Below are 24,238 nucleotides of genomic sequence, written 5' to 3'. Positions count from 1 at the left end.
GCTAGCCGCGGGCGCGGGGAAAGAATTCGCGCATCTTGGCGTCGTAATAGGCCCTTGTCAGCGTCGCGCGATTGCCGGCGTAGCCGTCGTAATAGCTTTTACCGGAGCCGGTCGGCAGGCCCGCCCAGATACGGGCGAGATTGTCCATGAACCGCGCGCGCGACAGGCGGCCCGCCTGAAACTTGGCAAGGCCCGCATCGGCGAGCAGCAAATCGGCAAGGCGGTCCTGCACCTGCGGCGAGAAGCGCGTGCCTTGCGACAGCTTCGCGCGGCGCATCAGCACTTTCAGGGTGGAGGGGATGAACTGGTAGCGCCCGATGGCATGGGGCTGGCCCGGGGTTGCGCGGATCCATGTCAGGATTTGGCCGAGCGTCAGCTGCGTCGGGCGTCCCGGCGGCTTGATACGTGCGCCGACATGGACCGCGTCGTAGCCTTTGGGTCCTGCCTCGGCCAAGGCGATCAGCGACTTCAGGCGCGCCACCGGGGTCGAGCCGCCAACGCGGGACAGTTCGATCGTGCGCAGCTGGGGGCGTCCGGAACGGGCGCGCTCAATCGGGTCGCCTGTCAGCCAGTCCTTATTGCCAAAGCTGCGCCACTTGGCGCGGTCGGTCAGCGAATTCTCCAGCTCGTAGCGCGCGGATTGCGCGTGCGCGCTTGTGGCGGCCAGAACGCCCAAGAGAAAGGCGCGCCGCTTCATGCCTTGGTGCTGGATTTCTTCTTGAGCGGGGCGGGGCGGACGCGCAGCTCGATCTGATCAAAGAGCATGCCCGCGACATCCTTCTTGGACGCCTTCTCGATTCCCTCCAAACCGGGGGAGGAATTGACCTCAAGCACCTTGGGCCCCTCTGACGATCGCAACAGGTCCACGCCCGCAAGCCCCAGCTTGAACGCCTTGGCGGCGCGGGTAGCGACGTCGCGCTCTTCCTTGGAGATGCGCACGACCTTGGCGGTGCCGCCGCGATGCAGGTTAGAACGGAAGTCGTCACCGTCGGACGTGCGCTTCATCGAGGCCACGACCTTGCCGCCTATGACGAGGCAGCGAATGTCCTCGCCCGCAGCTTCTTTGACGAAATCCTGCACGAGGAAGTTCGCCTTGAGGCCCCGGAAGGCGTCGATCACGGATTCGGCGGCTTTCTTGGTTTCGGCCAGCACGACGCCCTTGCCTTGGGTGGATTCGAGCAGCTTGACGATCAGGGGTGCGGTGCCGACGAGATCCATCAGGTTTTTGGTGTCCTTGGGTGAGGCGGCGAAGGCGGTCGTCGGCATGCCGATGCGGTGGCGGGCGAGCACCTGGTGGGCGTGGAGCTTGTCGCGGGACGCGGCGATGCCGTCGGAGCCGTTGACGCAATAGGTGCCGAGCGTTTCGAACTGGCGCAGGATCGAGCAGCCATAGGTGGTGATCGAGGCGCCGATGCGCGGGATCACGGCATCAAAGCGGGGCAGGCGCTTGCCGTCGTAGTAGACTTCGGGCGCGCGGGCGTTGATCGCCATGTAGCAGCGGGTGGTGTCGATCACCTCGACCACGTGGCCGCGGTTCTCGCCCTCGGAAACCAGCCGCGCGGTGGAATAGCTGCCGGGCTCGCGCGAGAGCACCGCGACCCGCAACGCGCGCGCCCTGGTGACGCGGCGCAGCTTGGCGGCGGTGTAGACGTCATAGCTGAGCTCGGGCTGGCAGAACTTCTCGGCGGGCGAGACAAGCGTGTTCTCGCGCAGGGCCTGACGACCCAGAAGCATCCGGTAGGCCATGGACGAGCGGTCGGTCAGCGTGACCTCGATGGGCCAGCTCTGGCCGCCGACGGCCAGCGTCGTCTCGATCACATAGCGCAGCTCGCTCTCGCCGTTGGACGAGATCACCTCGCGCCGGTCGATGATGTTGGCGGAACAGGGGATGGTCATGTCGTCATTGCCGGGGATCGGGTGCACCGCGAAGCGCACCTTGGGCCGGGAGGCGGAGCCGAAAGGCTCGATATCGAAGGCGTGGAGCGCGGAGGTCTTGGCCCCGGTGTCGATCTTGGCGCGGATCGTGGGCAGCGACAGGTCGGGCAGGCTCAGCCACTCCTCCCATCCCAGGGTCAATTGGGTGTCGTCTGTCATAGGCGTGGCCTCCACTTGATTAGTCCTCTGGTTTAGCCGTATTGCCCGCGACATGACACAGAGATTTGAATTTGAGCTGCACGGGACAGATGATCGTGCGCGCACCGGCACAATCAAGACCCCGCGAGGAGATATTCGCACGCCGGCCTTCATGCCGGTGGGCACGGCGGCCACCGTGAAGGCGATGATGCCCGAAAGCGTGCGCGCGACGGGGGCCGATATTCTGCTGGGCAACACGTATCACCTGATGCTGCGGCCCACGGCGGAGCGGATCGCGAAGCTTGGCGGGTTGCACAAGTTCATGAACTGGGAGCGGCCGATCCTGACGGACAGTGGCGGGTTTCAGGTGATGAGCCTGGCCGATCTGCGCAAGCTGACCGAGGAGGGGGTGACGTTTCGCAGCCATATCGACGGCTCAAAACACATGCTGAGCCCGGAGCGGTCGATGGAGATCCAGCGGCTTCTGGGCTCTGACATCGTGATGTGCTTTGACGAATGCCCCGCGCTACCTGCCGATCGCGCGCGCATCAAGGAAAGCATGGAGCTGTCCATGCGCTGGGCCGCGCGGTCGCGCGAGGCCTTTGGCGACCGTCCAGGCCACGCGCTGTTTGGCATCCAGCAGGGCGGGCTGGAGCAGGATTTCCGCGAAGAGAGCGCCGAGGCGCTGCGCGCCATCGGGTTCGAGGGCTACGCGGTGGGCGGTCTGGCCGTGGGCGAGGGGCAGGAGGCGATGTTTGGCTGTCTCGATTATGCGCCGGAGCAGCTGCCCGTGGACCGCCCGCGCTACCTGATGGGCGTGGGCAAGCCCGACGACATCGTGGGCGCGGTGGAGCGGGGCATCGACATGTTCGACTGCGTGCTGCCGTCGCGGTCGGGGCGCACGGGGCAGGCGTTCACCCGGCGCGGGGTGGTCAACATCAAGAATGCGCGTCACCAGGAAGACCCGCGCCCGCTGGACGAGGCATGCAGCTGCCCGTGCTGTTCGAACTACTCGCGAGCGTATCTGCACCATGTCTTCAAGGCGCAAGAGATGATTTCTGGCATGCTTTTGACCTGGCACAACCTGCATTACTACCAAGAGCTGATGGCCGGGCTGCATGGCGCGATTGCGGCAGGCGATTTGGCGGCGTTCGTGCGGGGCTTTCACGCCACCCGCGCCGACGGGGATATCGAGCCCGTGTAGCGTCGGGCGAGGCGACGCTCCTGTCCCTTACGGGCCAGTTCGCCCCGCCCGCCCTCCCGTATTTTCAGGTCCAGCGCATTTTTGCGCGCGGCAGGTTGGCGGCCATCAGGTCGCGCAGCTCTTCGATTTGCATCGGATCCTGGGCGGCGGATTTGGGAATAACCGAAAAATCGCGGCGGCTGAGAAAGAGGAAGACGTAATTCGGCGTCTCGGCGTAGCTTTGAAACTTCTTCCAAGGCAGCGTGCTTTCGCCCTGAGCGGAGACGGTGTGGACGCCGTCCGGGCTGAAGGTCGCGGTGATCGGCGCGGTGTATTTCACCATTTTCGGGAAGGCGCGTCGCCAGATGCGATTGCGCGCCCATGTGATCGTGGCAAAGATCGCGGCCGCCCCCAGAAACAGCCACCCTGTCCAGAGACCGTTGAGTAACAGCGCGGGGCCTGCGATCAGGCTGAGGCCCACCAGCACCCAGTTTCCGACATCGCCGATGCCGCGATAGGACCAAAGCACGCGGGCGGCGCGCATGAATTCGTCCTCGGTGAAGCTGTAGGTCAGGGTGATCGCCATATCGGCCTTCTAGACCAGATCGCCGATCCGCGCGAGCGGGTCTACTCGGTCGCCAGCATGGACGGTTTGCGCGCGCCGTATTTCTCGCCGTAGAGCGTGTCGAGCTTGTCGACGAGACGGTCGTGCTGGAAGCCCAGAGCATCGTCAAACCAGCGCTCCAACAGGGAGCCGAGGCTGAGACCGCAACGCTCTTCCACGCAGGAGACAAAGCAGCTGTCGCGGTCGAGCACGGTGATGCGCAGCGAGAAGATGCCATCGACGAGTGTGCCGTCGGCCTCATTGCCCTGGAAGAAGAAGCGGCAGGAATTGGGCTGGTCGCGCTCGAGGAAGGTCAGCGTGTAGGCGGCGGCGCGGTCGTTGCGGCCCTTGAAGGTTACATGCACCGTGTCCGGGTCATCGGGATCGACATCGTAGCGTTCCATCATGCCGGTGCAGTGATCGCCGGGCTCTGCGGCGCCAGGGACCACATGACGCCACACCAGCCGGGCGGGGTAGCTCACCTGCCCGGAATAGCGGTCACGCCATGTCGTCTGGTTGCCGATGCGATGCGACATATCGGAGCGCAGGAACATGAAAAGCCCGACGCTGGATGCAACGAATACCACGAGGCCGAGCGCCATGGCGATCAGCCCAGTGCCGGGCATCAGCAAGGCGAAGGTTCCGGCCCAAGCGCCAAGGCCCACGATTTCGAGCAGACCGCGATAGCGCGGCGCGACCTTGTAGAGCGCGAGTGTCAGCGCCGCGAACAGGCCCAAAAGCAACAGGAAGCCGCCGATATAGACCGGCGTGCCGTATTGCAGGCCGGCCTGGGCCACGAGCATTGCGCAAAACAGCGCCAGACCGCCCGCAAAGACGGCTATTCGGCGATAGTGGCGCAAGAGAATGCTGAGCATAAGCGGGGTACCTGCATGCTTGAATTAACGAACTACACGCTAACTCTCACTCAGCAATTGGGCAGCAGTGAGGCTGCATTGGGTGCAATCGGGGGCCTTCTGACGGCCAAAACTGGCTAAAATTGCACTAAAATGCCTGCCCGATCCGCTTGTATCTCAAGGCGCGGAGGGCCAAACTGGAGCCAAGCCACACGGCGGCGCGTTGAAAGAGTCGCGGGCAATGCCCACCTTTCAATTCCAAGCCGGAGATCACCCCATGGTTGCTGCAAATGCGGGACCCGGGCGATCTTGCCAAAAAGGATAAAATATGACCGAGCAACAGACCCTGTCCTACCCTGTGCTGCCGCTGCGAGATATCGTGGTGTTCCCGCACATGATCGTGCCTCTCTTCGTGGGCCGCGAGAAGTCGGTGCGCGCGCTTGAAGAGGTGATGAAGGACGACAAGCAGATCCTGCTGTCCAGCCAGATCGACCCCTCTGTCGACGACCCGTCCTCAGACGGCATCTACGAGGTGGGTGTGCTGGCAAACGTGCTGCAGCTGCTGAAACTGCCTGATGGCACCGTGAAGGTGCTGGTGGAAGGCCGCTCGCGCGTTCAAATCGTCAAATACGTTGAAAACGATAGCTTTTTCGAGGCGCAGGCCATCGAGCTTCACGAGGTCGACGGCGACGACACGACCATCGAGGCGCTTGTGCGCTCCGTGGGTGAAGAATTCGAGCGCTACGCAAAAGTGAAGAAGAACATCCCCGAGGAGGCGCTGGCCTCCGTGGCGGAGACCGAAGTACCCAACAAGCTGGCCGACCTTGTGGGCGGGCATCTGGGCGTCGAGGTGCACCAGAAGCAAGAGCTGCTGGAGACCCTGTCGGTCGCCGAGCGGCTCGAGAAGGTCTACGGCCTGATGCAGGGTGAGATGTCGGTGCTGCAGGTCGAAAAGAAGATCAAGACGCGCGTCAAATCCCAGATGGAGCGCACCCAGCGCGAGTACTATTTGAATGAGCAGATGAAGGCCATTCAGAAGGAGCTGGGGGACGGCGAAGAAGGCCAGAACGAAGTGGCCGAGCTGGAAGCGAAGGTCGCGGAGACCAAGCTGAGCAAGGAGGCGCGCGAGAAGGTCGAGGCCGAGATCAAGAAGCTCAAGAATATGAGCCCGATGTCGGCGGAAGCGACTGTTGTGCGTAACTATCTCGACTGGATTCTCGGCATCCCGTGGGGCGTCAAATCCCGCGTGAAAAAGGACCTGACGCGCGCGCAAAAAGTGCTCGACGATGATCACTATGGCCTTGAAAAGGTTAAGGAACGGATCGTTGAATACCTGGCCGTGCAGCAGCGCTCAAAGAAGCTCAAGGGGCCGATCATGTGCCTTGTGGGCCCGCCGGGCGTGGGCAAGACGTCACTGGGCAAATCCGTCGCCAAGGCCACGGGACGCGAGTTCATTCGCATCTCGCTAGGCGGCGTGCGCGATGAAAGCGAGATTCGCGGCCACCGTCGGACCTATATCGGCTCGATGCCGGGCAAGATCATTCAGGCGCTGAAGAAGGCGAAGACGACCAATCCGCTGATCCTGCTCGATGAAATCGACAAGATGGGGCAGGATTTCCGGGGCGATCCGGCGTCTGCCATGCTTGAAGTGCTTGATCCGGAGCAAAACGGCACCTTCGTCGATCACTATCTGGAGGTCGAATATGACCTCTCGAACGTGATGTTCCTGACGACGGCGAACTCCTACAACATGCCCGGGCCGCTTCTGGACCGCATGGAGATCATCCCGCTGGCGGGCTACACCGAGGATGAGAAGTCCGAGATTGCCAAGCAGCACCTGATCTCCAAGCAGATCAAGAACCATGGCCTGAAGAAGGGCGAGTTCGAGCTGACGGATGAAGCGCTGCTGGAGATGATCCGCACCTATACTCGCGAGGCGGGGGTGCGGAATCTGGAGCGCGAGATTGGCAAGCTGGCCCGTAAGGCGGTGACGAAGATCGTGCGCAAGGAAGATGAGAAAGTCGTGATAACCCCTGATAATCTCGACGATTTCTTGGGCGTGAAGAAGTTCCGCTACGGTCTTGCCGAAGAAGAGGACCAGATCGGTGTGGTCACCGGGCTGGCCTATACCTCTGTCGGTGGGGAGCTCTTGTCGATCGAGGCGCTGCGCCTGCCGGGCAAGGGCCGGATGAAAACGACCGGCAAGCTGGGCGACGTGATGAAGGAGTCGATTGATGCGGCGTCTTCCTATGTGCGCTCAATCTCGCCCGAGATCGGGGTGAAGCCGCCGGCCTTCGACAAGATGGACATCCACGTGCACGTGCCCGATGGCGCGACGCCAAAGGATGGCCCGTCGGCCGGTTTGGCGATGGTAACCTCGATCGTGTCGGTGCTGACCCGCATCCCGGTGCGTCGCGATATCGCCATGACGGGTGAGGTATCGTTGCGCGGCAACGCGATGCCCATTGGTGGGTTGAAGGAGAAACTGCTCGCAGCCCTGCGTGGCGGCATCAAGACGGTGCTGATCCCGCAGGAAAACGAGAAGGATTTGGCCGAGATCCCCGACAACGTCAAAGAGGGGCTGGAGATCATCCCCGTGACCCATGTATCGGAAGTGCTAAAGCACGCGCTGACCTCGACGCCCGAGCCTGTCGAGTGGGACGAGGCGGCTGAAGAGGCCGCCGCAGCTGCTGCATTGGCCGCCAAGAGTGACGGCGGCGATACGGCCACGGCGCACTAAGCCACGCATCATTGCAATTGAAAAAAGGCGGCCTGTTACGGCCGCCTTTTTTATGTGTCGTCCGTGTCGTCGGGCGTGATCAGCGTCATCTCGCCCTTGTCGACCAGATCGCGGATCGCGGCGGTGAGCTTGCCCATCGCGGCTTCGGCGGGCTTGCCCTTGAGGTCCGGGGCCTCTGCCAGTTCTTCACGCATCTGGTCGGCCATGCGTTTGGACAGGTTTTCGAGGATAAACTCGACCACCTCGCCATGTTCCGCCTCGCCCGCCTTGAGCGCCGCGGTCAGCTCCTCGCCGGGCAGGACGCGCACAACATTGGGCAGATCGGTAGGCGCGACGCGGCTGGTGATATCGGCGAAGGTGAAGATCGCCTTGCGCACTTGTGCGGCGAACGCCTCGTCCAGCGTGTCGAGGGCGGCCAGCACCTGATCGCGCTGGGCGCTGCCTGCGGCGTTGAGCAGTTCTGCCGCCCGAGCCGCGGCACCGGTGGAGAATACTGTGCCGGAGCCAGCATCCCCTGCATCCCCGCCCAGCATGGTTTGTGCGATGACATCAACGGTTTCCGACCGGACCGCTTCGGTTTCGGAAATTGCGTAAGTGACCGCGTTGGCGGTGTCTTGATCGAGCAGCTCAAGCACTTCGGAAGCCCGGGCGGAGGGGAGCTTGGACAGAATGATGGCGCCCACGCGCGGGCTTTCCGTCTTGAGCCGCTCCGCGAGGTCTTCGGCGGGCAGGTCGGCGATCGTCTCCCATGTGTTCTTCGGCAGGGAGGGGTTGTGGACCTGTTTCATCCGCTCGAGCAGATCGTCGCTTAGATGGCCTTGCAGCGCCTCCAGCGCGGCGGCGGTGTCGACGGGAAAGCTGAGGCCATGCGCTTCCAGATGGGTCGCGAACTCGTCCAGCACGGAAGATACGGTGGCCTTGTTGATCGGCCCCATCGAGGCATAGACGCGGGCGAGATGGACCTGCGTGGCCTCCGACATGACGGAGAGAGGGATCTTGCCGCCCGCATCGACGATCATCTGCACGATCACCGCGGCCTTCTGGGCGCCCGCAAGCTTCATCGGCGTGTCAGAGCCGTCGAAGCGGAAGGCCGGATCGGCCAGCTTGCCGCCCATGCCAAGCCTCGTCAGCGCGGTCCCGCCGCGCGGCATTGTGCCGGTTTCCATGATGATCCCCATCCCAATTACAGTCTCGCACCCCCGAATAGATGCGCGAGATGTTAAGGAAGCGTAGCAAATGCCCCCGAAAACCGGGGGCATTTTAGGCAGATTCAGTAGTTGAAGGTCGCGCCGGTGGCGATGGCCTTGCTCAAAGAGGCCTCTGCCCAGGTGCCGTCGCCGCCGCGGCTGCGAATTTCGGCCAGTTGCGCGCGGGCGGCACCGATCTGGCCCAGCTGCACCATGGCCTGACCCATGTAGGAGCGCGCGAGGATGTTGTCGGCGTCGGCCTCAAGCGCGGCGGTGTAGTAGGCAAACCCGCCCGCCATGTCGCCTTGTTTGCGGGTGATGAAGCCGTAATAGGTCAGAACGCGGCTCTCGGATTGGTCGCTCATCGACGCGAGCACCTTGAGCGCGCGGTCGTATTGCCCGTCATAGGCCAACTCGCGCACGGCCTCGTAGCGGGCGTCGTCGTCGATCAGGTCGGACTTGCTGTCGAGGCAGCTTTTCGTCCGCTGGTCGAAGACCTGGCCCGCTTTGCAATCCGAGGCGGTCTTGGTCGAGGTGGGCGCGGCGCTGCTGCCGGACCCGGCGGCGAAGGCAAGGGCGGGCAGGCAGATGAGGGCGGTGGCGAAGAGGATCGTTCTGGGCATCGTGTGGCTCCTTTGGGTGTGATGTAGGGGAGATACGCGTCGGGCCCATGGATTATTCACACCCTGATTTGAATTTGCGGAAAAGCATTGCTTTGGCGCGCTATTGATCCGCCGCGCTCCGGTCGAAGAAGAAACCATCCGCTCAACGAAAAACCCCACCGCGAGGGTGTCGCGGCGGGGCTCGAAACTGTCATTATGAGCGAAGGCTCAGCCGGTGGTGGCCACGCATTTGCCTGCATCTGCATCCCAGACGGCGCCCGTGGCGCAGGTCGAGGCTTGCTGTTGTTTGCCGTAGCTGCATTCGGCAGCGGCAAGCGTTGGGGTCAGGGCCAGGGCCGCGACGGCGAGGAGTGTCTTCGTCTTGGTCATAGTCAGGGTCTCCCGTTAATGGATACCGGGGAAGCTAGCATGGCGCGCCGAAAAGGCAAAACGCCCGAGGGGACCCGGGCGCTGGATTAGAGTATTTTGGCCAAAACGAAGCGGGGACGTGCCGGATATTTAGGCACCGAAGACCCGCTTGAAGATCGTGTCCACATGTTTGGTGTGGTAGCCCATGTCGAATTTCTCGTTGATCTCCTCGACCGAGAGAGCCTTGCAGACCTCTTCGTCGGCCAGCAATTCTTCGCGGAAATCGGTGCGGTGCTCCCAGACCTTGAGCGCGTTGCGCTGTACCATCGCGTAGGCATCCTCGCGCGACACGCCCGCTTGCGTGAGCGCCAGCAGGACGCGCTGGCTCATCACCAACCCGGGGAATTTGTTCATGTTGTCGAGCATATTGTCGGGGAAGATCAGCATCTTGCCGATGACGCTGGTCAGGCGGGCCAGCGCGAAGTCCAGCGTGATCGTGGTGTCGGGGCCAATGTTGCGCTCGACCGAGCTGTGGGAGATGTCGCGCTCGTGCCAGAGCGCCACGTTCTCCATCGCGGGGACCACGGCCATGCGCACAAGGCGGGCGAGGCCGGTCAGGTTCTCAGTCAGCACCGGGTTCTTCTTGTGGGGCATGGCCGACGAGCCTTTCTGGCCCATGGAGAAGAATTCCGCGCCTTCCAGCACCTCGGTGCGCTGCATGTGGCGGATTTCCGTCGCGATATTCTCGATCGAGCTGCCGACGACGCCAAGCGCCGCGAAGAAGGCCGCGTGGCGGTCGCGGGGGATGACTTGGGTCGAGATCGGCTCTGGGCTGAGGCCAAGCTTTTCGCAGACATGCTCTTCGACGCGCGGGTCTATATTGGCAAACGTGCCGACCGCTCCGGAAATCGCGCCGGTGGCGATCTCGTCGCGGGCGGTGTGCAGGCGGGCGAGATTGCGGTCCATCTCGGCGTAGAAGCGCGCGAAGGTCAGGCCCATGGTGGTGGGCTCTGCGTGGATGCCGTGGGAGCGGCCAACGCGCAGGGTGTCTTTATGCTCCATCGCGCGGCGCTTGAGGGCGGCGAGCAGGGCTTCGACATCCGCGATCAGGATATCGGCGGCGCGCACGAGCTGCACGTTGAAACAGGTATCCAGCACATCGGAGCTGGTCATGCCCTGATGCACGAAGCGCGCCTCGTCGCTGCCCACATGTTCGGCCAAATGGGTCAGGAAGGCGATGACGTCATGCTTGGTCACGGCTTCGATCTCGTCGATGCGGGCCACGTCAAACTCCACATCTTTGGCCTTCCACACCGCTTGCGCGTTTTCGCGCGGGATCACCCCCAGATCGGCCATGGCATCGCAGGCATGGGCCTCGATCTCGAACCAGATGCGGAACTTGGTCTCGGGCGACCAGATGGCGACCATCTCGGGGCGGGAGTAACGGGGGATCATGAAGCAGCGCTCTTTCGTGAATTGTGTGGGCGTTGAGGGCCTCTTAAACTGCGCCGCTCAAGGGAACAACCAAGGAGCGGGCCATGCGCAGAGGATGGGCTGCCGTTTTTGCCGCAATTGTGCTATGCTGGAGCGCAGAGGCGGAGCAGGAGTGGGTGGCGCTGAGCGGTGCGCAGATCGGCACGGCGCTGACGGATCGCGGCTTGGTCTATGAGCGCGCCCGGCAGCATTTCTACGCGTCGGGGCGCACATCCTACGACAGCGGGCGCACGGAATGGGGCTATTGGCGGGTCGAGGGAAACCGCTATTGCAGCCAGTGGCCGCCCTCAGATACATGGGCCTGCTTCGGTGTGGCCCGGCATGGCGGCAATGGAAGCTTAAAGTTTATCGGCGAGGGTGGCGCCGCAACAGTGGGTGTTTACGCGGAGTAACGGATGCGGCACGTGCGCAAGCTTGAAGAGTTCGAAGGGGCGTGGCAGCTCAGCCGCCAGATCGCCGACCGCCGCAATGGCGAAGAGGGCACGCTGGAGGGGGTCGCCCGGTTCACACCAGATGGCGAAGGCCGGATGCGCTACGAGGAAGAGGGCCAGCTGAGCTACGCGGGGCAGGCGCCGATGACGGCGACCCGCGCCTATATCTGGGAGGCATCAGAGGACGGCATCGCGGTGTCCTTCGCCGACGGGCGGCCGTTCCACCACATCGCGCTGGACCGGTTGATGCCCGACGACAATCACCACTGCGATCCGGATTTCTACCATGTGAGCTATGATTTCAGCGCCTGGCCCGTCTGGCGGGCCGCGTGGCGGGTCGTGGGGCCGGAGAAGGACTACCGGATGATCTCGGAGTACCGCCGCGCGTCAGGCGCGTAGCATCCGCTTGTAAGCGCCCGGCGAGTTGCCGGTCTCGCGCTTGAAGGCGCGGTTGAAGGCGTTGGTGTCAGAATAGCCCGATTTGAACGCGATTTCGTCGATGGTCATCTGGCTTTCCTCGAGCATGGTGCAGGCAAGGCGGATGCGCCAGCGCCGCACGTAATTGATCGGGGTCAGGCCGGTGGCCTCCTTGAAATGCTCGGCGAAGGCGGTGCGCGACTGGCCGTAGACCCGCGCGAGGCTCTCAACGGTCCAGTCCTGCGTCGGGTCCGCATGGATGCTGTCGAGCACGAGCTTGGTGCGCGGATCGGCCAGCGCCTGCAGATGCGTGTCGCGGGCAAGCGCGTCCTCCAGCCAGGTGGAGACCGCTTTGACGCACAGGATTTCCGTCAGACGGTTCAGCACGATATGCGAGCTGGGCCCGCGGGTCAGAAGCTCTTCGCGGATCAGGTCGATTACCATATCGACCTTACTGCGCGCGTCACTGGCGCGCTCAACAATCATATCGGGCAGCCGCGACAGGATGGCGGGCGGTGTACGCTCTGACAGGCGGAAGTAGCCGCACAGCATGTTGGTGCGCCCGGGCTCGCCGCTTGGGGCGTGAAAATAGGGGCCTGCGTCGAAATCCGGCAGGAAACGCGTCTCGGGCGGGGCGGTGTTGCCGGGGTTGCGATACTCGTGAGCCCTGCCCGCGGGGAAGATCGCCAGATCGCCCGGCCCAAGGATCACGCCGTCGTTGCCGCCGGGCAGGCCGATCCAGGTCTCTCCCTCGACCACGAGGTGAAACCGGGCGAGCGCGTCGTGCTCGTCGATCAGGATGCTCCAGGGTTCAGACATGTTCTTGCCCACATATGCGGTGCTGCGCACACGCATCAGATCGAGCAAATCCTTGAACACGTCCTTCATCCCGCAAAGTAAAAGAGGCAAGTTTTTGCCATGCCAAGACAATGGCAGGTAAATTGGACGATCTGCAAGAAAAACCGGGTTTTCGGCCCTGCTGCGCACCCGGCAACTACGTAATTAATTCATGCAGGCCCTTGTAAAATTTGCGTTTTGCAATGGGAGTGTGCCCCGCACAGCTGTTTAAGCCTGTGGTCGGGGTTCTTTACGTAAAGAATTGGAGAGACCAAATGAAGACCATCCTTGCGACCGCTGCGGCCAGCCTTGTCTTCGCTGCCCCCGCTTTTGCCCAATCCGCCGCTGAACTCTTCGCGATGAGCAACAGCTCCGCCGCAGAGACCATCGTGCGCGAGGGCTCCATGGGCAACGTGACCGCCGCCCGCCTGCGTCTTGCCCTGGGCAACATGAGCGCAGCCGAGCGTCAGGCATTCTTCGAAGCTGACACCGTCGGCAAGCAGAAGATCCTCGAAGCACAAGAATTCTTCGACAACAGCGACTCCGCCGCGGAAATGGCAGCAGAGCTGGAAAACATCTCGCGCGGCAACTAAGCCCGTCCGCGACAGGCTTGCGTCTGTGACCATGAAAGGGCCGCCCACCAGCGGCCCTTTTTTTGCGCCCATCCCATTCCCTGTCCCGGAGGACACCGCCATGCCAAGCCCGACATCCGATCAAACGCATCTCAGCCGCCGCGCCTTGCTGGCCTGCGGCGCGGCCTCGGTCTCGACCCTGGGCCTGTCCGCGCCCGCCAAGGCGCGCGTGGCCGCGGGGGCGAATATCGATTACGTCTACGAGGTCACCAAGTCAGACGCGGAATGGCGCGCGCAGCTCAGCGAGCGCGAATACGAGATCCTGCGCGAGGGCTACACCGAGGGCCAGCGGACCGGCACCCTGTGGGAGGAGAAGCGCGAAGGCAGCTACCACTGCAAGGGCTGCGAGCTGAAGGTTTTTGACGGCCGCTGGAAGACCTTCGTCGAGGGCAAGGGCTGGGTGTTCTTCATTCATCCGGAGCCCGCGTCCGTGATGACCAATATCGACGGGCCGACCCCGGAATACGGCGCCATGGGGACCGGCAAGACCCCGTTGACCGAGATTCACTGCCGCCGCTGCGGCTGCCATCTGGGGCATTACCTGCTGGTCGAGGGCAAGATGACCCATTGCATCAACGGCACATCGCTTACATTCCAGCCTGCGTCGGCATAGGCCCATGCTGCGCCTTCTCGCGGGCCATGAGGTCCGCGAGTGACTTGCCCTGCTCGTCGACAAAAAGCTCGGCGAGCGGCTTGAGCGCGCGGATGCGGTCGGTGCGGAACACCCGGAAATCGGCGCGCAGCTCGCACCAGGCGGACACCGTCCAAACCCGCCCCCAATATTCCATCTGCAGCGGACGGATCACCCGGTCCTCCGGCGCGCCTTCGGCGGTGGCGTAGGTGATCTTGAGCTTCTGGCGGGTCCGGATCGCCGTGCGCAGCTGCGGCATGAAGCGGAAGCCCCCCGCGGCGTCCTTGAACGGGTAGACGGCGAAACCCCAGCCCGTGGGCGGGGTCGCGCGGTCCTCGGGCAGCACCGCGTCGATCTTGGCCGACAGGGAGGCCGCGGCGGATTGCAGCTCTTCATCCGCCGCCTCCCCGACGATGGCCATGCCCAGATGCAGCGCCTCCAGCTCGGTCAACGTCAGGTTCAGTGGGGGCAGGGTGATCGGCGCGGTCATCATATAGCCCATACCTCGCTCCCCCTCGACGGGAACCCCGCTGAGCTGCAGGGTTTCCATGTCGCGGTAGATCGTGCGCACCGACACCTCCAGCCGCCGCGCCAGATCCTCGGCGCGGTGCAACCTGCCATCCCTGAGCAACAGGATCAGGTCAAAGAGGCGGTCGGTGCGCCGCACCGACTAGCCCGGGGCCCAGAGCACCTGCTGGTGCTCCATGCGCATCGTGTCGCCGTCAATTGCGCCGACCATGGCGGGGGCGAAATCCTGCGCCATGAAGTCCGCCTGGGCGGCCTTGGCGTCGTCGAGGCTTTGCCAGATCGTGTAGTCGGTCCAGGTGCCGTCCGCCCCCTTGGAGAGCCTGCGTGTCACGAAGCCGCGTGCGTAGCTCACAAAGGCGTGGCTGGGGTGGGTCAGCGCCAGGTAATCGGTGTCGCTGACACCGTCTTTGAGGCGGAAGGTCACGATTTCGGCCACCTGGCCGTCAGATGTGTGCGTGGTCATTCGATTTGATCCTGTGATTCTGTTTCGATATGGCCTTTGTGGCACCCCACAACTGACATAAACCTGTCAGGAGGCTTCCGTAAACCCGGAGCTTTGGCAAAAAATCCCGCCGAATGGTCGCGAATTGGGGTTTCGCGCTTCCTTCCGGCAGGGCGCGCGCCTAGATAGAAGCAAGAGACACCCATTCCCAATCGGAGGCCAATCCCGTGCTCACCCCAATGTTCATCAACAACATGCCGCCGCTCGGCTGGCTGCTGCTTGCCGTCGTCGTTCTTGTCCTGTTTGGCCGGGGCAAGATCTCGTCCATGATGGGCGAGGTTGGTAAGGGCATCAGCTCCTTCAAGAAGGGCGTCAAGGACGGCACCAAGGAGCTCGAAGACCAGGATGCCGAGGTCGCGCGCGACGTGACGCCGGAAACCGAAGACGAAAAAGACAAGACCTGAAGACGCCCCAGCCGCAAGGAGCTCTTTCATGAGTTGGAGCGAAATCCTCATCGTCGCCGTTGTGGCGCTGATTGTCGTGGGTCCCAAGGACCTGCCCGGCATGTTCCGCGAGCTTGGCAAGTTCACCGCCAAGGCCAAGCGCATGGCGCGCGATTTCAGCCGCGCGATGGAAGATGCAGCCGATGGGGCAGGGGTGGCCGATGTGCAGAAGACCTTTCAGGCCGCGGTGAACCCGGCTAAGGCCGCCGCCGACAGCGCCTCCAAGGCGGTGAAGGACGCGGTGGATTTCGATGCCTTCGATGACGACACCGAGACCGGCAAGCTGGCGCAGAAGCGCAAGGCCGAGACAGAGGCCGCCCGCGCCCGTGTCGAAGCCGTGAAGGCCGCCAATGCGGCTGCCGCGGCGCAAGGACAGGCCTTTGCCAAGGCGGCCGAGGAGCCAGCCGCGCCCGAGGCAGATGAGACCGCAGCGCCTGCCGCCGCGCCCGAGCCAGAGACGCCCCCGAAGAAAGCCAGTGACGCATGAGCGACGCGCGCCCCGACGAGATCGAAGACAGCTCCGCCCCGCTCATCGAGCATCTGGCCGAGCTGCGCACCCGCCTGATCCGCTCCGTGCTGGCCTTTGTGGTCGGCATGGTGATCTGCTTCTCCTTCGGCTCGATGCTACTGGACTTCCTGCTGGTGCCGATCGAGACCACGATGCGCGAGCTGGGCAACCCGAACCCGGTGATGCAGTACACCGCGCCGCAGGAATATTTCTTCACCCTTGTGCGTATCTCCATCGTGGGCGGCCTTATGGTTTCCTTCCCGGTGATCGCGCATCAGCTGTGGCGCTTCGTGGCGCCGGGGCTCTACAAGAACGAGAAATCGGCCTTCCTGCCGTTCCTTCTGGCCTCGCCGCTGATGTTCCTGCTTGGCGCGGCCTTTGCGCATTTCATCGTCGTGCCGCTGGCGATGCGCTTCTTCCTAGGCTTTGCCGATATCCCGTCCTTTGTGGCCGCGTTGGTCGCCACGCAGGATGTGGCGCAGGCGACGACGGATACGGGCATCGACATTGTCTTTAACGGCAAGGTGAACGAGAGCCTCGACATCACGTTGAAGATGATCGTGGCCTTCGGGCTGTGCTTCCAGCTTCCGGTTCTTCTGACGCTCATGGGCAAGGCCGGGCTGGTCTCTGCCGAGGGGCTGAAGCATGTGCGCAAATACGCCATCGTTGGCATCCTGGCCGTGGCGGGTCTGGTGACGCCGCCCGATGTACTGACGCAGATCATCCTGTTTGTGGTGGTCTACGGGCTCTACGAGGTGTCGATCTTCCTTGTGCGCCGCGTGGAGAAAGAGCGCGAAGTCAAGCTGCGCGAAGAGGGCCTGTGGGACGACGAGGATGACGATCTGAGCGAGGACCACGTCGAGGATCGTGGTCCGTAAGATGAGCATGATCGACGACCCGATGGACCGCATCGCGGCCGCCTTGGAGCGTATCTCGCCGCCGCCCGGTGCGGCCCCTGATTTCGACGGTGCGTCGGCTTTCCTGTGGCATGTGGAGCCGGACCGGCTGGCCCCGGTGGCCGATGTGAACGGCGTGGCGTTGGAGCTGCTGGTGGGCATTGAGCGCGCGCGCGACACGCTGCACGCCAATACGCTGCAATTTGCCAAGGGTTTTGCGGCGAACAATGCGCTGCTGTGGGGCGCGCGTGGGATGGGCAAGTCGTCGCTGGTGAAGGCCGTGCATGGTGACATCGTCGCCTCAGGCCTGCCGCTGAAACTGGTCGAAGTTCAGCGCGAGGACCTGCCGTCCATCGGGCGGCTGTTGAACCTGCTGCGCGGGGCGGAGCATCGCTTCGTGCTCTATTGCGACGATCTGAGCTTTTCCCATGACGATCAGCATTACAAATCTCTGAAAGCGGTGCTCGATGGTGGGATCGAGGGGCGGCCGGAGAATGTGATCTTCTACGCCACATCGAACCGCCGCCACCTGATGCCGCGTGACATGATCGAGAATGAGCGCGGTTCTGCCATTAACCCATCCGAAGCCGTGGAAGAGAAAGTGTCGCTGTCCGACCGGTTCGGGCTGTGGCTGGGCTTTCATGCCTGTGATCAGGATGAATACCTCGCCATGATCGACGGCTACTGCGCGGCCTACGGCGTCGAGATCGATGCGGACACGCTGCGGGCCGAGGCCATCGAGTGGCAGCAGACCCGCGGCGGCCGCTCGGGCCGCGTGGCGTGGCAGTATTTCACCGATCTGGCCGGGCGGCGCGGCTTGCAAGTCTAGGCGCGGGGAAGGCCGTTCGAACGGCCTTCATGGATGCGAGGTCGACCTCGCGTTCCAAACCGCCTTCGAAGGCGGTTTTTTCCAAGGCGCGTCGACGCGCCTTACGACAGGTGATGCACCTCCTGTAGCCCGTAAACGGGCGTGGGGAGGCCCTCCATCCGGGCCTTCAGCTGCAGCGCGAGAAATTGCGAGTAATGCCGCGACTGGTGCAGGTTGCCACCATGCATCCACAGGTTGGGCACTTGGGTGGGCTTCCACATGTTGCGCTGCTCGCCCTCCCACGGACCGGGATCCTTGGTCGTGTCAGAGCCCAGCCCCCAGACCTTGCCCAGCTTGTCAGCCATGTCCTGGCCCATCAGATCGGCGACCCAGCCGTTCATTGAGTTGTAGCCGGTGGCATAGACCACCAGATCGGCGTCCAGATGCGTTCCGTCATCGAGGATCACCCCCGTCTCGTCCAGCTCGACCACCTGGCCGCGCTTCAGCTTCACCTCGCCGTCGATGATCAACTGGCTCGCGCCCACGTCGATGTAATAGCCCGAGCCGCGGCGCAGGTATTTCATGAACAACCCGCTGTCATCGTCGCCCCAGTCAAGCCAGAAGCCGGCCTTCTCGAGCCCATCATAGAAGTCCTTGTCCTGCTCCTTCATCGCTGCGTAGGCGGGGATCTGAAACTCATGCAGGATCGCGTAGGGCAGGGAGGCAAAGATCAGGTCGGCCTTCTCGGTGGTCATGCCGGATTTCACTGCCCGCTCCGAATACAAATCGCCCAGCCCGATCTCCATCAGCGTGTCTGAGCGCACGATATGGGTGGAGCTGCGCTGCACCATCGTCACATCGGCGTCATGCTCCCAAAGGGCCGCACAGATGTCATGGGCGGAGTTGTTTGAGCCGACGACGACCACCTTCTTGCCGGACCACTGGTCGGGCCCGTCATGCTCGGACGAGTGCTGTTGCACGCCCTTGAACTTGTCCATGCCGGGGAAGTCCGGCATGCGCTTCTTTCCCGACATACCGGTGGCCATGACCAGCTGCTTGGGCTTCAGGACCACCTCTTCGCCGTCGCGGTCGACCACGACCGTCCATTCGCCGCTGGCCGCGTCATACTCCGCCGACTTGGCGGTGGTGCGGGTCCAGTAGTTCAGCTCCATCACCTTGGTGTACATCTCCAGCCAGTCGCCGATCTTGTCCTTGGGCGCGAAGACGGGCCAGGTGTCGGGGAACTTCATGTACGGCAGGTGGTCGTACCAGACCGGGTCATGCAGACAGAGCGACTTGTAGCGGTTGCGCCAGCTGTCGCCGGGGCGCTCGTTCTTCTCGACAATGATCGTAGGCACGCCAAGCTGGCGCAGCCGCGCGCCAAGGGCGATGCCGCCTTGCCCGCCGCCGATGATCAGGCAGTAGGGCTGGGTATCATAGCCCAGCTCGGAGGCTTCCTTCTCCAGCTCTTCCTTCCAGGTCATCCGGGCCTTGCCCGCGCCGTGCTTTGCGCCCAGAGGTCTGGCGAAGCCCGCAGGCTCCTCATGGCCCTTGAGCTCGGCCATGGTGGTCAGCAGGGTCCAGATCTTGCCGTCTTTTAGGCGGATCAGGCCGTAGCCTCGGGCCACATCCGTCTCGAAGCTGATCCAGGCGGTGGTGATGCCACCATCCTCCGTTGGCATTTCGTCCTCGGCGATCTTCCAGTTGCGCGGCTTTGTCGTGGACAGTTGATGCTTGAGCATGTCCTCGACCTGATCCTTGCCCTCTACCGTTTTGATATTCCATGTGAAGGTGACCAGATCGCGCCAATAGCAATCCTCCTGAAACATCTCTTTTGCGGCGGCGATATCGCCCGCCTCAAGGGCCGCGCCGAACGTGTCGAGGAAGGTCTGGGTCTCGTCGGTGACGGTCGTGTCAAGCATGTGTCTCTCCCTGAATTCTTGTCTCTTAGGAGACGGAGCATGCCAGAGGGTTTGCGTTGACGCTAGGTAATCTATTCCTGACGCCAATCGCGCGCAGAAAAAAAGGCGCATCGCTGCGCCTTTTCTGGTGTTTGAATGGCGAGCGGTCTACTTCAGGAATGGCGCCGGATTGACGCTTTCAAAGCCTTCGCGAACCTCGAAATGCAGGAAGCTGGGATCGCCCTTGCCGACCTTGGCGATGGACTTTCCGCGGCTGACCTTGTCGCCCTTCTTCACCGTGATGTCGGAGATATTGGCATAGACCGTCAGCAGATTGCCGGGGTGGCGCAGCACGAGGATCGGTACCTGATCGGTATCGCGGGTGATCGCGGCGACCTCGCCATCGGCGGCGGCCTTCACGGGCGTTCCGGCAGAGGCCGCGATGTCGATGCCCTCATTGCTGCGCTTCTTGTAGGGGCGCAGAACTTCGCCTGACACGGGCGTTAGCAGCTTCGGCGCAGCCGTGGCTTTCGGGGCCGCAGCCGCAGGGGCGGCGGTCTGCTTGGGTTCGATCTTCTCGTCGGGCAGGGGTTTCACGGCAGAGGGCGGAGGCGGCGTGGGCGTGCCCGCGCCCGGTGTGATCACCGCGGCAGTTTCGACCGGGGCGGCCTTGACGGTTTGCGTGCCGTCGAGCGCCACCGGGATCAGCAGATACTGGCCTTCGCGCACCTCAAGATCGGCGCCAAGCCCGTTCCAGTCCGCCAGCGAGCGGGCCGAGACATTGTAGAGCCGGGCGATCGAATAGGCAGTCTCGCCGCGCGCGACCTGATGGCGGATCGGCTCTGGCCCGTCGACCCGCGGCGCGGCGTCGGCGCCCGGCGTCTGGGGCGCGCGACCGATGGCTGTCGTGGCGATCTGAGTGATATCGAGCGGGCGGGTCTCGTCGCCCGGCGCAGGGGCCGCAGTGACCGGGCTGCGCAGCGCGAGCACCTCGCCCTTGTTGAGCTTGTCGGTAGGGCGCAGGCCATTGTAGCTCGCCAGATCCTGCGGGTTCACCCCGATCCGGGTGGCCACATCAGCGACCGTGTCGCCGCGCTCTGCCACCGCCACCTGGTAGTTCGGGTACGAAATGATGCCGCGCGCATCCGGGCGCGGGCGGTTCTGGGTGGCGGTGCGCGCCGCGCTGGAGGTATCAAGCCCCCCGGCGGTGCCGCGCAGGTCCAAATCCAGGTTCGCAAGCCGCGTGCCGACATTGCTGTCACAGGCCGCCAGCCCAAATCCGAGCGCTACCATAGGCAACAACTTGCTGAAACGGGGGTTCCGCATCTTCCTCATCCTCAATCCACGGCCCTTATATCTGGGCTTTTATGGTTTCAGTCCTGCCCCAAACCTTCCAATAAAGGTACAAAGCGGACGGGCATTAGTTCTTCGTAATCAAACCCTTGGGCCGTGCGGCTCACCTTGATAAGGCTCTGCACCGCGTCGGACTGGCCCACGGGCACCACCATGATACCCCCCTCGCGCAATTGCGCCAAGAGGGGACCGGGCGGATCTTCGGCGGCTGCGGTGACCAGGATACGGTCGAACGGAGCCTGCTCGGGCAGCCCGAAGCTGCCGTCGCCGGTGACGATGGTCACATTGGTGATGTCGAGCTCTTGAAAGAGCTTGCGCACCAGGCGCGTCAGGGCCGCGTGGCGGTCGACGGAATAGACCCGGCGGGCGAGGTGGCTGAGCACCGCCGCCTGGTAACCGGAGCCCGTTCCGACCTCCAGCACCTTGTCGCGCGGCTGCACGTCCAGCGCCTGGGTCATCAGGCCGACGACGGAGGGCTGCGAGATCGTCTGCCCGCAGGAGATCGGCAGGGGCATGTCCTCGTAGGCGCGGTCGGCGAAGGTGCCGGTGACGAAGCGGCCGCGGTCGACCTTCTCCATCGCCGTCAACACGCGCGGGTCCATCACACCCTTGGAGCGCAGGGCGTAGAGGAACTGCATCTTGCGCTCCGCCTCTGCGTCGGCCTCGGTCATCCCAAGCTGGCCTCCAGCTCCGCCAGCAGATCGTGGGCGGTCAGGTCGCAGCGCATGGGGGTGACCGAGATCCAGCCCTCGAGGTTGACAGTGGCATCCGTATTCTCGCCCGAGTCCACATTTTGCGGGTTGCCCTTGATCCAGAGGTATTTGCGCCCGTTCGGTGGCAGGTGGCTTTCCACGCCGAACCCGCCCGAAGGCCGCAGGCCCTGCGCCACGACACGGTGGCCTTTGACGTCCGCTCCGGCGACAGGCGGAAAGTTGATATTGTAGAAGGTCTGGTAGGTCTCACCACCCCAGGAGCCGTGATCGAGCAGCTTTTGTATAAGTGCCGCGCCGTGCTGCGCCGCCGCTTCGAACGGGTTGTCGAGGCTCAGGTTGGCGGGCCCGTAGAATTGCGACAGCGCGATCGATTTCACGCCTTGCAGCGCACCCTCCATGGCCGCGCCGATGGTGCCGGAATAGACGGTGTTCTCGGCGGAATTGTTGCCCTTGTTCACGCCCGACAGGATCAGGTCCGGCCGGGCGAGGCCCATGACCTCGTGCACGCCCGCCAGCACGCAATCGGCCGGTGCGCCTTCGGCGGCGAAGCGGCGCTCGTCCATCTGCACGATCATGGTGGGGTGGGCGTAGTTGATGCAATGGGCCACGCCCGATTTCTCGAAAGCGGGGGCCACGACCCAGACCTCGCCACCCGGGCCCGCGACCTCTGCCGCGATGTCTTCGAGGACTTTCAGCCCCGGCGCGTTGATACCGTCGTCATTGGTGATGAGAATGCGCATGGTGCGGACCGCCCTTTTTGGCGCAGTGTTAGGCGGATCGGGGCAAGCCGTAAAGCGTGCTCAGGCCGCCGGGCGCAACTGCCTCAACGTCAGTGCTGCAATCACCACAGCGCCGCCAAGGGCCAGTCCGCCTACCACGCTCATCCCGTTGGCGACAAGAATGCCGATCAGCGCCCATGCAAGCGCCACGCCGTAGGTCCAGATGCCCGATGCGCGCAGCACGGTGACGCCCAGAACGAGGGCGACAAGGATCATGGCGATGGCCCAGCTCTGTGCAGGGCCAAAGCCGTATCCCGCACCCAAAAGCCCGATGGAGACGCAGGAAGCCGCCGTCAGCCAGCCTGCATATAATCCCGTGGGCCAGGAGAATTCCCAGCCGGGGGTGATGGTGCGGCCCGCGATCAGCGCCCAGAGCGCCCCCAGCAGCATGACCCATATCAGCACCGTTGCCCAGATCACCGACAGGGTCGCGACCTTGATCCAGAACGCGCCGACGCACAGCGAGACAATCATCGGCACCCGCGCCGCGTCCCAGGCTGCATCGTCGCGGTGCCGCCACACGCCGACCACGGCAGAGAGAAGCAGCCACACATAGATCACCGACCAGATCGAGAAGGCGTAGCCCGCAGGCTGCACCGGCGCGTCATCCTGGGGGACCGGGAACTGGTCGGGGCGGAAGCCCGCAAAACCTTCGGTCACGAAGGGCGCAATGCCGAAGGCAATGGCGGCGACAAGCAGCAGAATGGCTTTCATGGGGGCAGGGCTCCTTTGACAAGGCCGGGCTGGGTCTGCCAGATTTAAGGCGGGACGGACCTGCTTCAACCGCATCGATCGGAGACAGATATGAAATATCTTCTACTGGCAGGGGTTTGCGCGTGCCTGACGCAAACGGCCCAGGCCGATATCCGCATTCAGATGGCAGAGATCGCGCCGGGCTCATCCGTCACATATCTTGTCTCCGACGGCACGCGGCGCACCCACCATTTCGAAGGAGAGCAGGACGGCGTCTATGTCGTCACGTACTGGAACGGGCGGGGCAAGGGGCTTGATGGCGGGCTCTACGGCACCGCGCGCTATGACAGCGACGGCCGCATGCTGTCGCTCACGCGCCCGGGCGGCAAGGTCACGACCTACACGCCGCATAATTGCTTCCGCGTTGTCGGCGAATGCCGCTACACGGCAAAGAACGAAAAGGGCCGCGTCTGGCAATACGGGCGCCGGATTACTGAGACCGAGACCGGCTTCACCTTCGAGAATTTCCGTCTGACCGCGACGGGGCAGGAAGCATTCGTCACGAAGGGCGCGGTTACGCTCGACGAGATGGGTATGATGGATGAGCTGACGCTCGAGAGAAGCGCCGATGCGAAGCTGAGCGCCATGACCCAGGAGCGCGCTGACTACCGCTGAGCCGACCGCCCTGGTCCATCGACCTTGCGCTTACACCGGGATCAGCGCGGCGCCGATGCGGCGACCCTCGGACAGCAGCACGTTGTAGGTGCGGCAGGCGGTGGGGGTGGCCATGATCTCGACCCCGATGCCGGCACCCTCCAGCGCGTCTCGCAGGGCGGGTGGGATATGCGCGATCTCCGCCCCGGTGCCGATGAAAAGAACGTCGAGCTTTTCGGCACGGCTGATGATCGTCGCGCTGTCCTCAAACCCGGCCCACGAAAAGCGCTCGGATGGCAGCAGCAAAACCCCACCTTCGACCACCTCGCCGCCGATCCGGAAGAAGCCGGGCCCGTAGCCTTCGACGGGCGGCGCGTTGTCATAGCTGATCTCGGTCAGTCGCATG

28 protein-coding genes are annotated in these 24,238 nt (G+C 63.6%); 11 read left to right on the top strand and 17 right to left on the bottom strand.

What is annotated here, in order from left to right:
- Position 1: 1 nt before the first annotated feature.
- Both C8N43_RS05845 and rimK read right to left on the bottom strand, forming a co-directional pair.
- Positions 2-697: a lysozyme family protein gene (locus tag C8N43_RS05845; protein WP_107844705.1), complete on the bottom strand. Its 696-nt coding sequence runs from the start codon at positions 695-697 to the stop codon at positions 2-4.
- Positions 694-2,094, bottom strand: coding sequence for a 30S ribosomal protein S6--L-glutamate ligase (rimK, locus tag C8N43_RS05840; protein ID WP_107844704.1), 1,401 nt, complete (start codon positions 2,092-2,094; stop codon positions 694-696). Before rimK ends, C8N43_RS05845 begins: the two co-directional genes overlap by 4 nt.
- A gap of 52 nt (positions 2,095-2,146) precedes the next feature.
- Between rimK and tgt the strand changes: the two genes are divergently transcribed.
- Positions 2,147-3,277 carry a tRNA guanosine(34) transglycosylase Tgt gene (tgt, locus tag C8N43_RS05835; protein WP_107844703.1) on the top strand — a complete coding sequence of 377 codons (1,131 nt, stop codon included), beginning with the start codon at positions 2,147-2,149 and terminating at the stop codon, positions 3,275-3,277.
- A 64-nt stretch (positions 3,278-3,341) separates the two neighbouring features.
- On the opposite strand, the gene C8N43_RS05830 is transcribed toward tgt, so the two are convergent.
- Both C8N43_RS05830 and C8N43_RS05825 read right to left on the bottom strand, forming a co-directional pair.
- Positions 3,342-3,842: a YcxB family protein gene (locus C8N43_RS05830; protein WP_107844702.1), complete on the bottom strand. Its 501-nt coding sequence runs from the start codon at positions 3,840-3,842 to the stop codon at positions 3,342-3,344.
- 41 nt (positions 3,843-3,883) lie between these two features.
- Positions 3,884-4,735: a hypothetical protein gene (locus tag C8N43_RS05825; RefSeq protein WP_107844701.1), complete on the bottom strand. Its 852-nt coding sequence runs from the start codon at positions 4,733-4,735 to the stop codon at positions 3,884-3,886.
- Between the two features lie 307 nt (positions 4,736-5,042).
- Here C8N43_RS05825 and lon point away from each other — a divergent pair, with 307 nt between their 5' ends.
- Positions 5,043-7,454, top strand: a complete 2,412-nt coding sequence (gene lon / locus C8N43_RS05820; protein WP_107844700.1) for an endopeptidase La — start codon at positions 5,043-5,045, stop codon at positions 7,452-7,454.
- A 50-nt stretch (positions 7,455-7,504) separates the two neighbouring features.
- On the opposite strand, the gene C8N43_RS05815 is transcribed toward lon, so the two are convergent.
- From C8N43_RS05815 to purB, 4 genes are all read right to left on the bottom strand, one after another.
- Positions 7,505-8,620, bottom strand: a complete 1,116-nt coding sequence (locus C8N43_RS05815; RefSeq protein WP_158269920.1) for a FliG C-terminal domain-containing protein — start codon at positions 8,618-8,620, stop codon at positions 7,505-7,507.
- Between the two features lie 104 nt (positions 8,621-8,724).
- Positions 8,725-9,264, bottom strand: coding sequence for a tetratricopeptide repeat protein (locus C8N43_RS05810; protein ID WP_107844698.1), 540 nt, complete (start codon positions 9,262-9,264; stop codon positions 8,725-8,727).
- Positions 9,265-9,471: 207 nt separating this feature from the next.
- Complete coding sequence (locus tag C8N43_RS19715; protein WP_170114412.1) at positions 9,472-9,633, bottom strand: hypothetical protein; 162 nt, start codon at positions 9,631-9,633, stop codon at positions 9,472-9,474.
- Between the two features lie 129 nt (positions 9,634-9,762).
- Positions 9,763-11,067, bottom strand: a complete 1,305-nt coding sequence (purB, locus tag C8N43_RS05805) for an adenylosuccinate lyase (RefSeq protein WP_107844697.1) — start codon at positions 11,065-11,067, stop codon at positions 9,763-9,765.
- 83 nt (positions 11,068-11,150) lie between these two features.
- Here purB and C8N43_RS05800 point away from each other — a divergent pair, with 83 nt between their 5' ends.
- Both C8N43_RS05800 and C8N43_RS05795 read left to right on the top strand, forming a co-directional pair.
- Positions 11,151-11,498: a hypothetical protein gene (locus C8N43_RS05800; protein WP_245912915.1), complete on the top strand. Its 348-nt coding sequence runs from the start codon at positions 11,151-11,153 to the stop codon at positions 11,496-11,498.
- A gap of 12 nt (positions 11,499-11,510) precedes the next feature.
- Complete coding sequence (locus C8N43_RS05795; RefSeq protein WP_107846256.1) at positions 11,511-11,936, top strand: DUF6314 family protein; 426 nt, start codon at positions 11,511-11,513, stop codon at positions 11,934-11,936.
- Here C8N43_RS05795 and C8N43_RS05790 read toward each other — a convergent pair.
- Positions 11,925-12,842, bottom strand: a complete 918-nt coding sequence (locus C8N43_RS05790; protein WP_107844696.1) for an AraC family transcriptional regulator — start codon at positions 12,840-12,842, stop codon at positions 11,925-11,927. The two genes, C8N43_RS05795 and C8N43_RS05790, sit on opposite strands and share 12 nt — an antisense overlap.
- 224 nt (positions 12,843-13,066) lie before the next feature.
- On the opposite strand from C8N43_RS05790, the gene C8N43_RS05785 reads away from it, so the two are divergent.
- Both C8N43_RS05785 and C8N43_RS05780 read left to right on the top strand, forming a co-directional pair.
- Positions 13,067-13,384 carry a hypothetical protein gene (locus C8N43_RS05785; RefSeq protein ID WP_107844695.1) on the top strand — a complete coding sequence of 106 codons (318 nt, stop codon included), beginning with the start codon at positions 13,067-13,069 and terminating at the stop codon, positions 13,382-13,384.
- Between the two features lie 100 nt (positions 13,385-13,484).
- Positions 13,485-14,036 carry a peptide-methionine (R)-S-oxide reductase gene (locus C8N43_RS05780; protein WP_158269919.1) on the top strand — a complete coding sequence of 184 codons (552 nt, stop codon included), beginning with the start codon at positions 13,485-13,487 and terminating at the stop codon, positions 14,034-14,036.
- Here C8N43_RS05780 and C8N43_RS05775 read toward each other — a convergent pair.
- Together C8N43_RS05775 and C8N43_RS05770 are read right to left on the bottom strand one after the other, a co-directional pair.
- A complete protein-coding gene (locus C8N43_RS05775) occupies positions 14,011-14,721 on the bottom strand; it encodes a helix-turn-helix transcriptional regulator (protein WP_107844693.1) in 711 nt (236 codons plus the stop codon). The genes C8N43_RS05780 and C8N43_RS05775 overlap by 26 nt on opposite strands.
- 3 nt (positions 14,722-14,724) lie before the next feature.
- Complete coding sequence (locus C8N43_RS05770; protein ID WP_107844692.1) at positions 14,725-15,045, bottom strand: hypothetical protein; 321 nt, start codon at positions 15,043-15,045, stop codon at positions 14,725-14,727.
- A 218-nt stretch (positions 15,046-15,263) separates the two neighbouring features.
- On the opposite strand from C8N43_RS05770, the gene C8N43_RS05765 reads away from it, so the two are divergent.
- From C8N43_RS05765 to C8N43_RS05750, 4 genes are read left to right on the top strand one after another with little or no spacing between them, the layout of a single operon-like run.
- Positions 15,264-15,488: a twin-arginine translocase TatA/TatE family subunit gene (locus tag C8N43_RS05765; protein ID WP_107844691.1), complete on the top strand. Its 225-nt coding sequence runs from the start codon at positions 15,264-15,266 to the stop codon at positions 15,486-15,488.
- A gap of 28 nt (positions 15,489-15,516) precedes the next feature.
- Complete coding sequence (tatB, locus tag C8N43_RS05760; protein ID WP_107844690.1) at positions 15,517-16,014, top strand: Sec-independent protein translocase protein TatB; 498 nt, start codon at positions 15,517-15,519, stop codon at positions 16,012-16,014.
- Entirely contained in the window at positions 16,011-16,913 is a 903-nt protein-coding gene (tatC, locus tag C8N43_RS05755; protein WP_107844689.1) for a twin-arginine translocase subunit TatC, read from the top strand. The genes tatB and tatC overlap by 4 nt, the downstream gene beginning before the upstream one ends.
- 7 nt (positions 16,914-16,920) lie before the next feature.
- A complete protein-coding gene (locus tag C8N43_RS05750) occupies positions 16,921-17,760 on the top strand; it encodes an ATP-binding protein (RefSeq protein WP_107846255.1) in 840 nt (279 codons plus the stop codon).
- A gap of 101 nt (positions 17,761-17,861) precedes the next feature.
- On the opposite strand, the gene C8N43_RS05745 is transcribed toward C8N43_RS05750, so the two are convergent.
- The 5 genes from C8N43_RS05745 to C8N43_RS05725 all read right to left on the bottom strand — a co-directional run bounded on the left by C8N43_RS05745 (position 17,862) and on the right by C8N43_RS05725 (position 23,199).
- Positions 17,862-19,661: an NAD(P)/FAD-dependent oxidoreductase gene (locus tag C8N43_RS05745; protein WP_107844688.1), complete on the bottom strand. Its 1,800-nt coding sequence runs from the start codon at positions 19,659-19,661 to the stop codon at positions 17,862-17,864.
- 147 nt (positions 19,662-19,808) lie between these two features.
- Entirely contained in the window at positions 19,809-20,933 is a 1,125-nt protein-coding gene (locus tag C8N43_RS05740) for a peptidoglycan DD-metalloendopeptidase family protein (protein WP_245912914.1), read from the bottom strand.
- Positions 20,934-21,013: 80 nt separating this feature from the next.
- The gene (locus C8N43_RS05735) at positions 21,014-21,664 is read right to left on the bottom strand and encodes a protein-L-isoaspartate(D-aspartate) O-methyltransferase (RefSeq protein WP_107844686.1); all 651 of its coding nucleotides are present in this window, start codon (positions 21,662-21,664) and stop codon (positions 21,014-21,016) included.
- Positions 21,661-22,446, bottom strand: coding sequence for a 5'/3'-nucleotidase SurE (gene surE / locus C8N43_RS05730; RefSeq protein ID WP_107844685.1), 786 nt, complete (start codon positions 22,444-22,446; stop codon positions 21,661-21,663). Before surE ends, C8N43_RS05735 begins: the two co-directional genes overlap by 4 nt.
- A 60-nt stretch (positions 22,447-22,506) precedes the next feature.
- Positions 22,507-23,199, bottom strand: a complete 693-nt coding sequence (locus C8N43_RS05725) for a hypothetical protein (RefSeq protein ID WP_107844684.1) — start codon at positions 23,197-23,199, stop codon at positions 22,507-22,509.
- Positions 23,200-23,289: 90 nt separating this feature from the next.
- Between C8N43_RS05725 and C8N43_RS05720 the strand changes: the two genes are divergently transcribed.
- Positions 23,290-23,853: a hypothetical protein gene (locus tag C8N43_RS05720; RefSeq protein ID WP_107844683.1), complete on the top strand. Its 564-nt coding sequence runs from the start codon at positions 23,290-23,292 to the stop codon at positions 23,851-23,853.
- Between the two features lie 30 nt (positions 23,854-23,883).
- Here the strand turns inward: C8N43_RS05720 and C8N43_RS05715 are convergent, their stop codons facing one another.
- Complete coding sequence (locus C8N43_RS05715) at positions 23,884-24,237, bottom strand: Mth938-like domain-containing protein (protein WP_107844682.1); 354 nt, start codon at positions 24,235-24,237, stop codon at positions 23,884-23,886.
- Position 24,238 lies beyond the last annotated feature (1 nt).

Source organism: Litoreibacter ponti (assembly GCF_003054285.1).
GTDB classification, from domain to species: domain Bacteria; phylum Pseudomonadota; class Alphaproteobacteria; order Rhodobacterales; family Rhodobacteraceae; genus Litoreibacter; species Litoreibacter ponti.
Note: the sequence above shows the minus strand (reverse complement) of the source record. Positions and strands in the feature narration are given on the sequence as shown.